Genomic DNA, 12,638 nt, shown 5'->3' with positions numbered 1-12,638 from the left:
GGTCCTACAAATAACAGGAGATTAACAGAAGATTAATGGATTAGAACTCACCGTAAGCGATATGGCTAAACAACATTATGCACCTGCAAAAGCGCCAGGAAGAGACCCAACAGGTGATTGATGCCATCCAAAACTGGTTAAAGAAAAGCCTGGAACACACCCTGCCCAAGGGCAAGCTGGGTACTGCCTTGACCTACCTGCACAATCAATGGGATCACCTGACACTGTTCCTGAAAGACAGCCGTATCCCGCTGGACAACAACCCGGCAGAAAACGCCATCCGCCCCTTCGTGATCGGACACAAAAACTGGCTGTTCAGTGATCCTCCCAAAGGCGCTCAGGCCAGTGCCAACCTCTACAGCCTGATCGAGACGGCAAAAGCCAACAACATCGAACCCTACACCTACCTCTGCAGGGTCTTCGAGCAGTTGCCCAGGGCAGAAACTGAAGAAGACCTCCACAAACTGCTGCCCTGGAGCTGAGTCCTTCCCTATATACAGAATAGGGAAGGAAAAACCACACAATCAAGAAAGGTGAGAGCCTCACCATTACAAATGGTGGGAAGCTATCAGTAGTCGTCAAGGTGGGGTTGCTGGCTCGCTTACTGAACTCAAAGCTGTACTGGCGTGTTTTTCTGGGGTTGTTGTATCGCGGCATTGTAGCACCTCCAGTGGTGATTGAAGGTATCCACTAAAACGGAGCAAGTACAGCATCCGCGTGACGCGAATTGTTAGATTATTCTCGAAGTCCCTCACCAAATTTGACTGCTTCGCCCCTAGCTTTTTTTTCTAATATTAGCCGAGGCAACACTTGCGATGTGTATTTCACAAAAGCAAACCATTGAGCTGCCAAAAATATCAACACACAAGTTATAGCTGAAAAATAGTTGACTAAGTCCAAAACAAAAAGGAAAGGCGTGGTTGCTATGAGACCTGCAATAGAAAGCAATCCAAGGCCACTTAACATCGATACCTGCCGCATATATTTTTTCTTATCATTTGCCGCTTCCTTTGCTATATATATCTTCATTGCCTGGCCACTTTTCTCAACATCGCCATACTTTTTATTTAGTCTCGCAACATATCCGCTCATATCTCTTAGCGTGGAAAGAAAGTCATATATTTTTGACTGTAAATATCTGTAAACCGTTATTGTGATCAGCAATGACATTAGAGAAATTATGTATTCAAGGGTGCTGGCTTTTTTAAATATAGATGAGTCGCCAACCGCCAAGTCATGAAGCCCTGAAGTTAGAAACTGATGCCAAGCTCCTCCGGCACCATTTTCAAACAAGAAGCTCACAAAAAACAAATACAAAGAGAATGCCACAACCTCAAAGAAACTGAAAGACCAGCCAGTTTCTTCTGCATACTTTTCTTTGAGAGATTCGACTAGATCAATCATCATGACCCCATGAGGTCGATGAAATAGATGTCGCCAGCATTCGGATCGAAAGCACCATATTCAATGATAGGCGCTCCAATAAACACCATTTCGTCATTATTCCCTAAGTACGGATGAGCTTTTAAAAAATCAGAATCATCCGCAAACCTAATCGTCAATGTTTTGTCATTTTCTTGGTTGACTATTTTCCCATTTAACAGTTGCCGATCTAGCTGCCTGATTCTAGCTACATAAATGACGGGTTCGCCAATCTGCCTTTTTGATATTATAGAGTGGAAGCGAACACTCCTGAACCGATTAAATTGATATTTTTCAGTTCTACTGCCTTCCGCAGTTATTTCAAGAAGGCTATCACCAGAGCTTTGCGAGCGAATCATTGATAGAACTTGATCAATCTCCCTATTTATTGAGCGGTCCGCATAACCTCTAACAACATGATTCCCGGGGTTCTCCAAAATATATTGGAATGAGGAGGGTTCTATAACCCCATTTTCAATTTGATTTTTTCTATTGGTTACCTGTTGCTGGAGCGAATCGGAAACCTCTTCCCCTTCTTGGAGCACCCGATCCATTGCGGGGCCAAGCGCAGAAGAAATGCGATCAACTATCGCTTTACCAGAATCAGACAATAACTTCTGAACAAAACCACCTTCCTCAGGATATAGCGCAATAAAGTCAGCTTCGTGATAGTCATCGGCCTTCATCCTCGCATGCTTCCAGAGGTTCCCGTACTTAAGGTCGAGGAACGCCCTATCTACCGCATTCTGTGTGTGAACGAGTGACCTTCCCAATGTACGAGCGGAAACAAAATGATTCGAAACGATATCTCCATCAAAATGGAGGGTCAGGCTTGAGCTCATAGCTATCCCATTCTTTAAAATCTAACTCTTAAGCGGTTATGCGGACGGCGCAGCTGTCGCATAACCGCATGTTGAACGGCCGCTGGCTCAGAGGTGGGGGCTAGGGAGTTTGCTTTTTCAGATCCGGCTTTCCCTGGCCTTTTGCTGTCTGGGCGGGCGATCCCTTCAGGCTGTTTTTTGGTCGCTTTCAGGCTTTTTTTGCTGCCTCTGCGATCATCTCTACTGACTTTTTACCGGTTTTCCTTTTTGAGCGCAAGGGCATGGGTCAACTCGGGTTCAAGCGGTTGTTTTCCTGGACAGGGTTCAGTCAGCCTGCTTCTACTCAACTGCTGTTTAGTGCAAGCTCTTCTGGCGCGTCATCCCTTTTTGCTGTTCCAGGGGTTTTAACCACTGGACTCTGGCAGTTGGGGCAACAGAGCAAGCTGGTTTTACCCCTGTTCCAGGTTTGTCTTGAGGGGCCTGGTAGGGTTTGATTTGTTTTCGGATGCAACAACCCCTTCCCTGGGGTTGTCGGCGGGGTCAAATCATCAGCTGCCAGAAGCGTCTTTGGCGATGATTTCTTTCCATTTGGCGGGGCCGATGTTGTGGATGGAGTCACCTTTAACATCCACGGCAACGGTGACGGGCATGTCTTCTACGTCGAATTCGTAGATAGCTTCCATTCCCAGGTCTTCAAAGGCGAGGACTTTGGCATTTTTGATGGCCTGGGCAACCAGGTAGGCAGCACCACCCACAGCCATCAGGTAAACGGCTTCGTTGTCACGAATGGCATCAATGGCAATGGGGCCACGTTCGGATTTGCCGATCATGCCCAGCAGGCCGGTTTTTTCCAGTACGGTGCGGGTGAATTTGTCCATGCGGGTTGCTGTGGTGGGGCCAGCAGGGCCAACCACTTCTTCACGGACAGGGTCTACCGGGCCTACGTAGTAGATAAATTTGCCATTCAGATCAACAGGCAGCTCTTCACCCTTGTTGATCATATCCACCATGCGCTTGTGAGCCGCATCACGGCCAGTCAGCATTTTGCCGGACAGCAGCACCACATCACCGGGTTTCAGGTCTTTCACTTCTTCACGGGTCACGGTGTTGAGGTTGATGCGCTTGACGCCCTCACCCACTTCACGGGTGACTTCAGGCCAGTCTTCCAGTTTGGGTGCTTCCAGGGCAGCAGGGCCGGAGCCATCCAGAACAAAATGAGTGTGGCGGGTGGCGGCACAGTTGGGAATAATCGCCACTGGCTTGTTGGCGGCGTGGGTGGGGTAGTCTTTTACTTTGACATCCAGCACGGTAGTCAGGCCGCCCAGGCCCTGGGCACCGATGCCGAGTTTGTTGACCTTGTCGAAGAGTTCCAGGCGCAGTTCTTCAGAACGGGTTTCGGCACCTTTTTTCTGCAGGTCATGAATATCAATGGGTTCCAGCAGGGCTTCTTTGGCCAGCAGCATGGCTTTTTCTGCCGTGCCACCAATACCGATACCCAGCATGCCAGGTGGACACCAGCCTGCACCCATTTTAGGAATCTGTTCCAGTACCCATTCCACGACATCATCAGAAGGGTTGAGCATGGCAAATTTGGATTTGGCCTCAGAGCCACCGCCTTTGGCAGCAACGTGAACATCAACGGTGTTACCGGGAACCAGTTTGACGTGGATGATCGCCGGGGTGTTGTCCTTGGTGTTGGCACGCTTGCCATCAGGATCAGCCAGAACCGAGGCGCGCAGAACATTGTCGGGCAGCAGGTAGGCTTTACGTACACCTTCGTTGACCATGTCTTCTACACTCATGGTCGCGCCTTCCCAGCTTACATCCATGCCCACTTCAAGAAATACGGTGACGATGCCGGTATCCTGACAAATAGGACGATGGCCCTGGGCACACATGCGTGAGTTGATCAGAATCTGGGCCATGGCATCCTTGGCAGCAGGTGATTCTTCACGCTCGTAGGCTTCATTCAGGGAGTCGATGAAGTCTTTTGGATGATAGTAGGAGATGAATTGCAGAGCATCGGCAACACTCTGAATCAAGTCGTCCTGGCGGATAACGGTCATAAACGAGTCCTCTTGGTCTGTTATATCGCGCGCAAGTATACCACCCTGACTTTTGCAGACCAGCCAGTCATAAGTCGTAGCAATAAGGCTGGCTGTCAGCGGCCGGTTACTGTAAGCTGATCCCACGTCTAACAAGACGCTCTTCTATTTTACCGAGATTCCCTTATTCAATGACTTTTTCCTCTCTGGGCCTAAGCGCCCCGATTCTTGCTGCCCTGAAAGACCAAGGCTATACCCACCCTACCCCCATTCAAGCCCAAGCTATTCCTGCGATTATGGAAGGCAAGGACATGATGGCGGCTGCCCAAACAGGCACAGGCAAAACGGCTGGTTTTACGCTGCCTATTCTGGAGCGCCTTTCCAAAGGCCTGCCCGCCAAGTCAAATCAGGTGCGTTGTTTGATTCTGACACCGACCCGCGAGCTGGCTGCTCAGGTCGCAGAAAGCGTGGCTCTCTATGGTCGTCAGCTGCCGTTGAAATCTGCCGTGGTGTTTGGTGGCGTTAAGATCAATCCACAGATGATGAAGCTGCGTCGCGGTGCCGATATTCTGGTTGCCACTCCCGGACGCCTGCTGGATCTTTATAATCAAAATGCAGTGAAATTTGATCATCTGGAAGTTTTAGTACTGGATGAAGCTGACCGTATGCTGGATATGGGCTTTATTCACGATATCAAACGAATTTTGAAAGTTCTGCCACCGAAACGCCAGAACCTGCTGTTTTCAGCAACTTTTTCAAAAGAAATTCGCACTCTGGCTAAAGGCCTGGTGAATAATCCGGTTGAGATTTCTGTCAGCCCTCAGAATTCCACCGCTGAAAAAGTCGAGCAGAGTGTTTATCTGGTTGATAAAAAACAAAAGCCAAGTCTGTTGGTCAAACTGCTGGTTGATAACGGCTGGGGCCAAACGCTGATTTTCACCAAAACCAAGCATGGTGCCAACAAGCTGACCAAGTACTTGGAAGAAGGTGGTTTCAAGGCGGCAGCGATTCATGGCAACAAAAGTCAGGCCGCTCGTACCAAGGCTCTGGCCGGTTTCAAAGACAAGAGTATTCAGCTGCTGGTTGCTACCGATATTGCTGCTCGGGGCTTGGATATTGATCTCCTGCCACAGGTCGTCAACTATGAGCTGCCCAATGTTGCTGAAGACTATGTACACCGCATTGGTCGTACTGGTCGTGCAGGTGCCAGCGGACAGGCTGTTTCCCTGGTCGCCAGTGATGAAGAAAAGTTGCTGAAGGGTATTGAGCGTTTGATCAAACAGAATCTGCCACGCACTAAAACACCTGGCTATTCGACCAATCCCCAAGCGGCCAGCCCTCCAGCACGCCAGCCCGCTAAGCCGGGAAATCGTTCTTCCAGACCCAGGCGCTCAGCCAAGCCTGCGGCCAAGAAAGTGGCTACCGCTGGCTGACAAAACAGGGGATTTCATTAACAATAGAGGCAAGCAAAGCAAGTGGAGCCTTAAATGGATGGAGTTTCCGGCCAACCCAGAATTCTAAGTCAGGCAGAGGGTTCAGTCCTTCTGGGAGACTGGACCACAGCCAGACTCACACAATGGTTGCAACTGGAAAAACGCCTGAACAAGCTGGCCGTTTCCGAGCTACGGCTGGAATGCGGCCAAATGGATACCAACGGCGCTTTGGTCTTTATGAAGCTGTTTGGCAACAACCCAGACCACTGGCCCCAAGGATTAACCACCGAGCAACAAGCACTTTTGGAGCTGGTTGATAAACGCCAGGCCAAGGTTCCCAAACAAACACGCCTGAATACGCTGGCTGATCTGGGTTATCGCACTCTCAATAGCCTTCGTCATGGCCGTGAATTGCTTGATTTTCTCGGTCGCTTAACGCTTGCCCTGCTCAACCTGCTTCGCCACCCCCAACGTTTAAAAGCCAAACTGGTGCTGGATGTCATCCAACGCGATGGCCTTCATGCAGTCCCTATTATTGCCTTGATGGGCTTCTTATTGGGCGCAGTCGTGGCCTGGCAAGGTGGACTGCAATTAAAAACCTATGGCGCCAACATCTTTATTGTTGAGCTGGTTGCTATTACCCATTTACGGGAACTGGGCCCGCTGATTGCAGCTATTTTGGTTGCTGGACGCTCAGGTTCTGCCTATGCCGCGCAAATTGCCACCATGAATATGAACCAAGAGGTTTTAGCCCTGAAAAGTCTCGGCCAGGACCCCTATGCCTGGTTGGTTATTCCCAAATTGCTGGGCTTACTGATTGTTTTGCCCCTTTTAACAGTCATGGCCAATCTGGCTGGGCTGGGTGGCGGGATGCTGGTAGCCAGTGTTCAGTTGGATGTTAGCCCCACGGCTTTTTGGAATCGTCTGGGTGATGAAATTGATGTTGCCCACTATTGGATTGGCCTGGTTAAGGCTCCGGTTTTTGCTTTAATTATCGTCACTGTAGGCTGTATGCAGGGCATGCTGGCTCGGGGCGGCGCTGAGGCTGTTGGCCATCGCACGACCCGCAGCGTAGTGCAGGCCATTTTTCTGGTCATCGTAACCGATGCTGTTTTCTCCATCATTTTTAGCAATATAGGCTGGTAAAGCGATGGATAAACCAAGCCCTATTATTGAGCTCAGCAATATCAAAACCCGTTTTGGTATGCAGCGTATTCATCAAAATCTCAATCTCCAGGTCTTACAGGGAGAGCGGCTGGCCTTAGTTGGTGGCAGTGGTTGCGGTAAGTCAGTCTTGCTGAGCGAGCTGGCCCTGCTCACAGAACCAGAAGCCGGTAATATCAAGCTTTTTGGTCAGAATGTGAAGAAACTGAGCACTGCGGAACTCAAGCTCATGCGTACCCGGATGGGTATGATGTTTCAACAGGGTGCGCTTTTTACCAGCCTGAGCCTTTTAGAAAATGTCATGCTGCCTCTGCGTGAGCATCAAAAACTGCCTGAAAGCCTGCTTAAAGAATTAGCAATGCTTAAAATCCAACTGGTCGGACTACCAACCAATGCAGCCCACAAGCTACCTCAGGAGCTGAGTGGCGGCATGCTCAAACGGGCTGCTGTAGCGAGAGCCCTGGCACTGGACCCTAACTTGCTATTATTAGATGAGCCTACAGCTGGCCTTGACCCAGCCAGTGCGAGTGCTTTTGATGAACTCATTTTGGATTTACATGCCAAACTGGACCTAACCTTGATACTGGTAACCCATGATTTGGATTCTTTATGGCGGGTGACGGATCAGGTTGCTTTTATTGGACGCAAAAGGGTGCTAGCCAAGGAGCCTATGAAAACACTCATCAACAATCAGGATCCAGATATCAGTCACTATTTTGCCAATACCCGAGCCAATCGGGCGATGACCAGTCAGCTGACGCGAGGTGAAACCTCATGAATCCAAGAATCAATTACACGCTGGTTGGCGCTTTTGTGGTTGTTTTGATCCTTGCCGGTCTTGGGATTGCCAGTTGGATGACTCATGAAAGCCGCTCTACAGACCGCCTGCCCTATGTAACCTATTTTTATGATTCGGTTTCCGGGCTAAATGAAAGAGCTCAGGTTAAGTATCGCGGCGTTCCCATCGGCTATGTTGACAAAATTTCTTTGGTCAATGACCCCAATGAACGGGTTGAGCTGCGACTGATGCTGGATGCAAACGCCCCCATACGTTCAGATACTTTTTCGACCCTTCAGCACCAGGGAGTTACAGGCCTTCTCTTTGTTGAGCTGCAAAGCAGTAACTCCAGAGGCACACGCCTAGTCACCAGCAGGGACAACCCAGCAGAAATACCCAGCCGCGCTTCACGTTTAGTGCAGTTTACCGATAGCCTGGATGAGCTGAGTGACAAACTTGGCAGCCTTTTACAATCTTTCAACCGGGTCAGTGATCAGTTGGAGATGATGACCAACCCGGAAATGCGTGAACAAATCCTGGGTTTGATGCAAGCCAGCCAACAGCTGGCGACAACGGCTGAGCAGCGCTTGCAGGAAGTGAACCCAAAAACTTATGAAAAACTGGCAACCACTTTGGAAGAACTCACTTATGAGTTAACCCTAAGAGCACGTCAACTCCCCGACCAGTTGGACAGTCTGGAAAAAGGACTGAGCCGTCAGCTTGAAACCTTGCAACTCCAGCTACAACACCTGTCCGAAGATACCAGCACCAGTGCCCGACAACTGGCACCGACGCTACAACAGGCTGAACGCCTGCTGGAACAGTTAAGGCTGGAAAGTGGCAGCTGGCTGAGAGGTAATCAGATTCAACCCCGAGGACCCGGAGAATGAAACCTTTTTATCTGCTAGGCGTCATCCTTGTAACCGTGACTATGAGCGCCTGCACGCTACTGCCTGAACCTGAGCCGACACCACGACTTCTTCAGTTGCAGGCTTTAACTCTACAGCAGGAAGGCGACCAGGAGCCCAAGCACCAAATCCGCTTGGCAGTGGAAAGACCCCTAGCCAGTTCTCCCCTGAGACAAACAGACCTTTGGTATCAGGATCAAGATTTTGTGCTGATGCCTTTTAGTCGCCATCTTTGGACAGAAAGCCTAGACCAGCAAGTCCAGTCCTTGCTGGCCGACTATCTGGCGGCCCAGTCCTGGTCCAAAGCGGTTAGTCTGGATACTCCCGGCTTCCGGTCCGATTATCGTTTACGTGTTCATCTTCAGCATTGGTATCTGGATACCCGCCAGGAAAAACTAATCATTAGCCTGCAGGCCAATCTGCTCAACAGCCAAGGCAATAGCCTCTTGCAACACCAGTGGCGAGGCGAACAAGCCGTTACCGAACTCTCGGCTCCAGGGCTGGCTCAAGCCAGTCAGGAGTGGCTGCAAAACTGGGCAGAAGACCTAAATCAGCGGTTGGAAGCCTATTGGGACAAATCAATCTGAGTATAATTATCATTTACAAATCTTAATGAATCTGCTAGCTTTAGTAGAGTTAAGTGCCTTTAATCCGGGTAATTTCTGCCCTTCCAACCAACTGAATTGAGCCAGGCTAAACCTTTCAATGACCACCAGTGCTGCTAGCTACATTTACAGGATATGGGGGCAAAGACCGCCGTTTTACATCCTGATCCCTTCTGTAGTTGCTGCACTGGCCATGGTGCTCCCGCTTTTTTATTTATTTTTACGGGCTTTTCAGGCAGATAGCGGTGAACTGGCTGAGTTGATTCTGCGTCAGCGTAATCTGGATTTACTTTTTAATACCTTGAAGTTGACTCTGGGTGTTTTGGTTCTCACCACTCTGATGGCCCTACCCACTGCCTGGTTAGTGACCCGCACCGATATCTCCTGCAAACGGCTGATTACTATTCTGGCCGTGGTTCCGCTTGCCGTTCCCGGCTATGTCATGGCCTACGCCCTACTAGGCCTGGGTGGGCACTATGGTGTTTTTGCCCAGCTTTTTGGCTGGGAATTGCCACGCATTCAAGGCTATACCGGGGCTGTTCTGGCACTGAGCCTGTATACCTTTCCTTATCTTTTTCTAAACCTAAGGGCCACTTTTCTGGGGTTTGATCGCAGCCTGGAAGAAAGCGCCCAGTCCTTTGGTTACAGTCAAAGAGCTATTTTCTTCAAAATACTTCTGCCGCACATGGCTCCTGCCCTGATGGCCGGCTGGCTCGTTATTGGTCTTTATGTCATGGGTGATTTTGGGGCAGTCGCTCTAATGCGCTATGAAGCCTTCAGTTATGCCATTTATACCCAGTATTCCAGTGCCTTTGATCGCATCTATGCTGCCTGGCTGTCCCTGATGCTGCTGGCTCTGGCAGGCAGTTTTGTGTTGATGGAAACCCTGGTTCTCAAACGTAAACGTCTAGCCAGTGTCGGTAGTGGCATTGCCCGACCCAAGGCCGCCAGCAAACTGGGCTGGAAGGCCTTACCTGCATGGGTCTACCTGGCCGTGATCTTTCTAAGCTCGATCGGCTTGCCAGTTATGATTCTGTCCTATTGGTTGTTTCTTTCGCCACCCGATCTCAGGTTCTTTTTAGAGGTGCCCGGCACCTTCCTGCGCTCGGCAAGTGCGGCCCTACCTGCCGCCCTGGTTGCAGCAGGTTTTGCTCTGCCTATTGCTTATTTATTGGTGCGCTATCCTTCACGCATCTCCACAGCTATCGAAAGATCCACCTATATAGGCTATGCCCTACCGCCGCTAACCCTGGCCCTGGCCATGGTTTTCTTTGCCCTGCATACCGCTTATTTCCTCTATCAAACTCTGGCACTGCTCATCTTCACCTGGGCACTGGCTACCCTGGCTCTGGCGATGGGCCCGATTCGCAGCTCTTTAATGCAAACCCGAGCTAACCTTGAGGAAGCCTCCTTCTCGCTAGGCCATGGGCCTGTTAGCACCTTTTTCCACGTCATTTTTCCACGCCTGCGGCGGGGTATTCTGGCTTCGATTGCCATCGTTTTCCTGTTCTGCATGAAAGAGCTGCCGATTACTTTCCTGTTAGCACCAACCGGCTATACCACCCTGGCTGTTACGGTTTTCAGTCGCACCTCTGAAGGCCTGATGGCGGAAGCAGCCCCCTTTGCAGCAGCTATTGTCATTTTTTCCAGCCTCTCTGTAGGCATGGTCCTTAATCGCGAGGGCAAGCAATGAATTCGATGCATAAAGTTGCAGCCGACCAGCAAGCCTTGATGGCCGTTGAAGGCTTAAGCAAGCGTTACCAGGAAGGCAATGATCTTGCCGTAGAGCAAGTCAGCTTTCAGCTCTATACAGGTGAAATTCTGGCGCTTCTGGGGCCTAGTGGCTGTGGTAAAACCACCACCCTACGTATGCTGGCAGGCTTTGAGCATCCTACAGCGGGTCAGATTTACCTGCATCGCAGAGATGTCACTGAGTTGCCCCCACAAAAACGCAATATCGGAATCGTTTTTCAGGATTACGCTCTTTTCCCGCATATGTCACTGCTGCGCAATGTCACCTTTGCAATGCGCCATCTGCCCAAGTCTCAACAACAAGACAAAGCCATGCAGTGGCTGGAACTGGTTGGACTTACCGATTATGCCAAGCGTTATCCGCATGAGCTTTCTGGTGGTCAACAACAAAGGGTTGCCCTCGCCCGTACCCTAGCTGCGGAACCTGAGCTGGTGTTATTGGATGAGCCTTTTTCCAACCTGGATGCAGCGCTGCGTGAAAGTACCCGTAAAGAAATGCGTAGCCTCTTCAAGGAAGCTGGCACTTCAGTAATCCTGGTCACTCACGACCAGGCCGAAGCCATGACTTTTGCCGACAAGGTAGGAGTGATGCAGAAAGGCCGACTGATTCAAATGGATACACCCCAGCAGGTTTATCAGCATCCAGCCAATGCCTTTGTTGCCAAATTTTTAGGGCACACCAACCTGCTTCCTGGGCGGGCCCTGGGTGGCTTTGCAGAGACGCCTCTGGGCAATATCAATCTGCATACGGCCAGCGAAGGCGATGTTCAGCTCTCGTTACGTCCAGAAGATTTGGAACTAACTGCCAGTGATAATCCTCAGGCAGCAAGGGTCGTTGATCGTGAGTTTAGGGGCCACGACTACCTTTATGTTTTGGAGCAGGATGGCGTGCAATATTGCGCCATTACACCCAGCCATAATTATTTTGAAGTCGGTAGCCATGTCACCCTGGCTTCAGCCCGCCAGGCTTCCGTCCTACCCTCAGCAGGCCTTTGATTCTGCAGCAGCCAGCTCGGCAAGACGCTGTTCAAGATTTTGTCGGGCGCTTTGCTGCCAGTCTTCAAAAGGGTTATCCCAGGCCTGACAAAGAGCATCAAACAGCTCTCGGGCTCGCCCTTGCAACTGCCCGGCAAACAACAGCTTCCAGGTCAGTTGATGCACCGCTTCTTCAAAACTTCGAGTATCACCCGGCTGGCCAGACAGGTTATCGGCACTGATGTTAAAGGGACGACCACTGGCCAGGGTAAAGCACTGCTCATAAGCCTGCGGGCGCACTTCAACTTTTTCAAAACTTCTTTGTTGAGCGGCTGAGCGTCCATCAGGAACATACCAGTAGCCAAAATCTTCCAGCTGACGCCTTTCCTGACCAGCAACACACCAATGAGCCAATTCATGCAGGGCACTATTGAAAAAGCCCCGGGCAAAAATGATCTGATGGTCCTTGCCAGTTTTACTGGCAGGCAGGTAGAGAGGTTCTTCGCCACCGCGCACTAGTCGCGTCTGATAACGCGAATAAAAGACGTCTTCAAACAACTTGATCAGCTTTTCACACGCTTGATATTCTGGATCTTGGTTACTCAACATGCATCCCACACCAAATCAATCAATTGAAGGCGCTGATTCTACTCATTTTATGCAGACCAAACAGTCTATTTTTTGGAAATTAGTGTATCCTGCGCTGATTCTTACTTTTTTCTGATTTAAAAACTC

Annotated in this window: 12 protein-coding genes; 8 read left to right on the top strand and 4 right to left on the bottom strand. The window is 50.1% G+C overall.

Annotated features, from left to right (window positions below; all coding sequences use genetic code 11):
* The first annotated feature begins 77 nt into the window (after window positions 1-77).
* A complete protein-coding gene (locus BM185_RS02705; RefSeq protein ID WP_091958870.1) occupies window positions 78-482 on the top strand; it encodes an IS66 family transposase in 405 nt (134 codons plus the stop codon).
* Between the two features lie 253 nt (window positions 483-735).
* Here the strand turns inward: BM185_RS02705 and BM185_RS02700 are convergent, their stop codons facing one another.
* The 3 genes from BM185_RS02700 to BM185_RS02690 all read right to left on the bottom strand — a co-directional run bounded on the left by BM185_RS02700 (window position 736) and on the right by BM185_RS02690 (window position 4,309).
* On the bottom strand, window positions 736-1,407 hold the full coding sequence (locus BM185_RS02700; protein WP_143089467.1) for a hypothetical protein: 672 nt from the start codon (window positions 1,405-1,407) through the stop codon (window positions 736-738).
* A complete protein-coding gene (locus BM185_RS02695) occupies window positions 1,404-2,108 on the bottom strand; it encodes a hypothetical protein (protein WP_143089466.1) in 705 nt (234 codons plus the stop codon). Before BM185_RS02695 ends, BM185_RS02700 begins: the two co-directional genes overlap by 4 nt.
* 683 nt (window positions 2,109-2,791) lie before the next feature.
* Window positions 2,792-4,309, bottom strand: a complete 1,518-nt coding sequence (locus BM185_RS02690; protein WP_091958861.1) for a fumarate hydratase — start codon at window positions 4,307-4,309, stop codon at window positions 2,792-2,794.
* 170 nt (window positions 4,310-4,479) lie between these two features.
* Between BM185_RS02690 and BM185_RS02685 the strand changes: the two genes are divergently transcribed.
* The 7 genes from BM185_RS02685 (at window position 4,480) to BM185_RS02655 (ending at window position 11,924) form a co-directional block, all read left to right on the top strand.
* Complete coding sequence (locus BM185_RS02685; RefSeq protein ID WP_091958859.1) at window positions 4,480-5,721, top strand: DEAD/DEAH box helicase; 1,242 nt, start codon at window positions 4,480-4,482, stop codon at window positions 5,719-5,721.
* Between the two features lie 54 nt (window positions 5,722-5,775).
* Complete coding sequence (locus tag BM185_RS02680; protein WP_091958857.1) at window positions 5,776-6,867, top strand: MlaE family ABC transporter permease; 1,092 nt, start codon at window positions 5,776-5,778, stop codon at window positions 6,865-6,867.
* Between the two features lie 4 nt (window positions 6,868-6,871).
* On the top strand, window positions 6,872-7,663 hold the full coding sequence (locus BM185_RS02675; protein ID WP_091958854.1) for an ABC transporter ATP-binding protein: 792 nt from the start codon (window positions 6,872-6,874) through the stop codon (window positions 7,661-7,663).
* A complete protein-coding gene (locus BM185_RS02670; RefSeq protein ID WP_091958851.1) occupies window positions 7,660-8,553 on the top strand; it encodes an MlaD family protein in 894 nt (297 codons plus the stop codon). The genes BM185_RS02675 and BM185_RS02670 overlap by 4 nt, the downstream gene beginning before the upstream one ends.
* Window positions 8,550-9,158, top strand: coding sequence for an ABC-type transport auxiliary lipoprotein family protein (locus BM185_RS02665; protein WP_091958848.1), 609 nt, complete (start codon window positions 8,550-8,552; stop codon window positions 9,156-9,158). Before BM185_RS02670 ends, BM185_RS02665 begins: the two co-directional genes overlap by 4 nt.
* Window positions 9,159-9,276: 118 nt before the next feature.
* Complete coding sequence (locus BM185_RS02660; protein WP_218149361.1) at window positions 9,277-10,869, top strand: ABC transporter permease; 1,593 nt, start codon at window positions 9,277-9,279, stop codon at window positions 10,867-10,869.
* Window positions 10,870-10,874: 5 nt separating this feature from the next.
* Window positions 10,875-11,924, top strand: coding sequence for an ABC transporter ATP-binding protein (locus tag BM185_RS02655; protein ID WP_218149360.1), 1,050 nt, complete (start codon window positions 10,875-10,877; stop codon window positions 11,922-11,924).
* On the opposite strand, the gene BM185_RS02650 is transcribed toward BM185_RS02655, so the two are convergent.
* Window positions 11,910-12,512: an elongation factor P hydroxylase gene (locus BM185_RS02650; RefSeq protein ID WP_091958842.1), complete on the bottom strand. Its 603-nt coding sequence runs from the start codon at window positions 12,510-12,512 to the stop codon at window positions 11,910-11,912. The genes BM185_RS02655 and BM185_RS02650 overlap by 15 nt on opposite strands.
* Window positions 12,513-12,638: the final 126 nt, after the last annotated feature.

Origin of the sequence: Marinospirillum celere (assembly GCF_900112235.1) — a bacterium.
GTDB lineage: Bacteria > Pseudomonadota > Gammaproteobacteria > Pseudomonadales > Halomonadaceae > Marinospirillum > Marinospirillum celere.
The sequence above is the reverse complement of the archived record's forward strand: the minus strand, read 5'-3'. Positions and strand labels throughout refer to the sequence as shown.

Bases quoted from the DNA above. Each gene is read 5' to 3' on its own strand.
- BM185_RS02655 (WP_218149360.1), top strand. From the start codon at position 10,875: ATGCATAAAGTTGCAGCCGACCAGCAAGCCTTGATGGCCGTTGAAGGC.
- BM185_RS02700 (WP_143089467.1), bottom strand. From the start codon at position 1,407: ATGATGATTGATCTAGTCGAATCTCTCAAAGAAAAGTATGCAGAAGAA.
- BM185_RS02650 (WP_091958842.1), bottom strand. From the start codon at position 12,512: ATGTTGAGTAACCAAGATCCAGAATATCAAGCGTGTGAAAAGCTGATC.
- BM185_RS02670 (WP_091958851.1), top strand. From the start codon at position 7,660: ATGAATCCAAGAATCAATTACACGCTGGTTGGCGCTTTTGTGGTTGTT.
- BM185_RS02680 (WP_091958857.1), top strand. From the start codon at position 5,776: ATGGATGGAGTTTCCGGCCAACCCAGAATTCTAAGTCAGGCAGAGGGT.
- BM185_RS02705 (WP_091958870.1), top strand. From the start codon at position 78: ATGCACCTGCAAAAGCGCCAGGAAGAGACCCAACAGGTGATTGATGCC.
- BM185_RS02660 (WP_218149361.1), top strand. From the start codon at position 9,277: ATGACCACCAGTGCTGCTAGCTACATTTACAGGATATGGGGGCAAAGA.
- BM185_RS02675 (WP_091958854.1), top strand. From the start codon at position 6,872: ATGGATAAACCAAGCCCTATTATTGAGCTCAGCAATATCAAAACCCGT.
- BM185_RS02665 (WP_091958848.1), top strand. From the start codon at position 8,550: ATGAAACCTTTTTATCTGCTAGGCGTCATCCTTGTAACCGTGACTATG.
- BM185_RS02685 (WP_091958859.1), top strand. From the start codon at position 4,480: ATGACTTTTTCCTCTCTGGGCCTAAGCGCCCCGATTCTTGCTGCCCTG.
- BM185_RS02690 (WP_091958861.1), bottom strand. From the start codon at position 4,309: ATGACCGTTATCCGCCAGGACGACTTGATTCAGAGTGTTGCCGATGCT.
- BM185_RS02695 (WP_143089466.1), bottom strand. From the start codon at position 2,108: ATGAAGGCCGATGACTATCACGAAGCTGACTTTATTGCGCTATATCCT.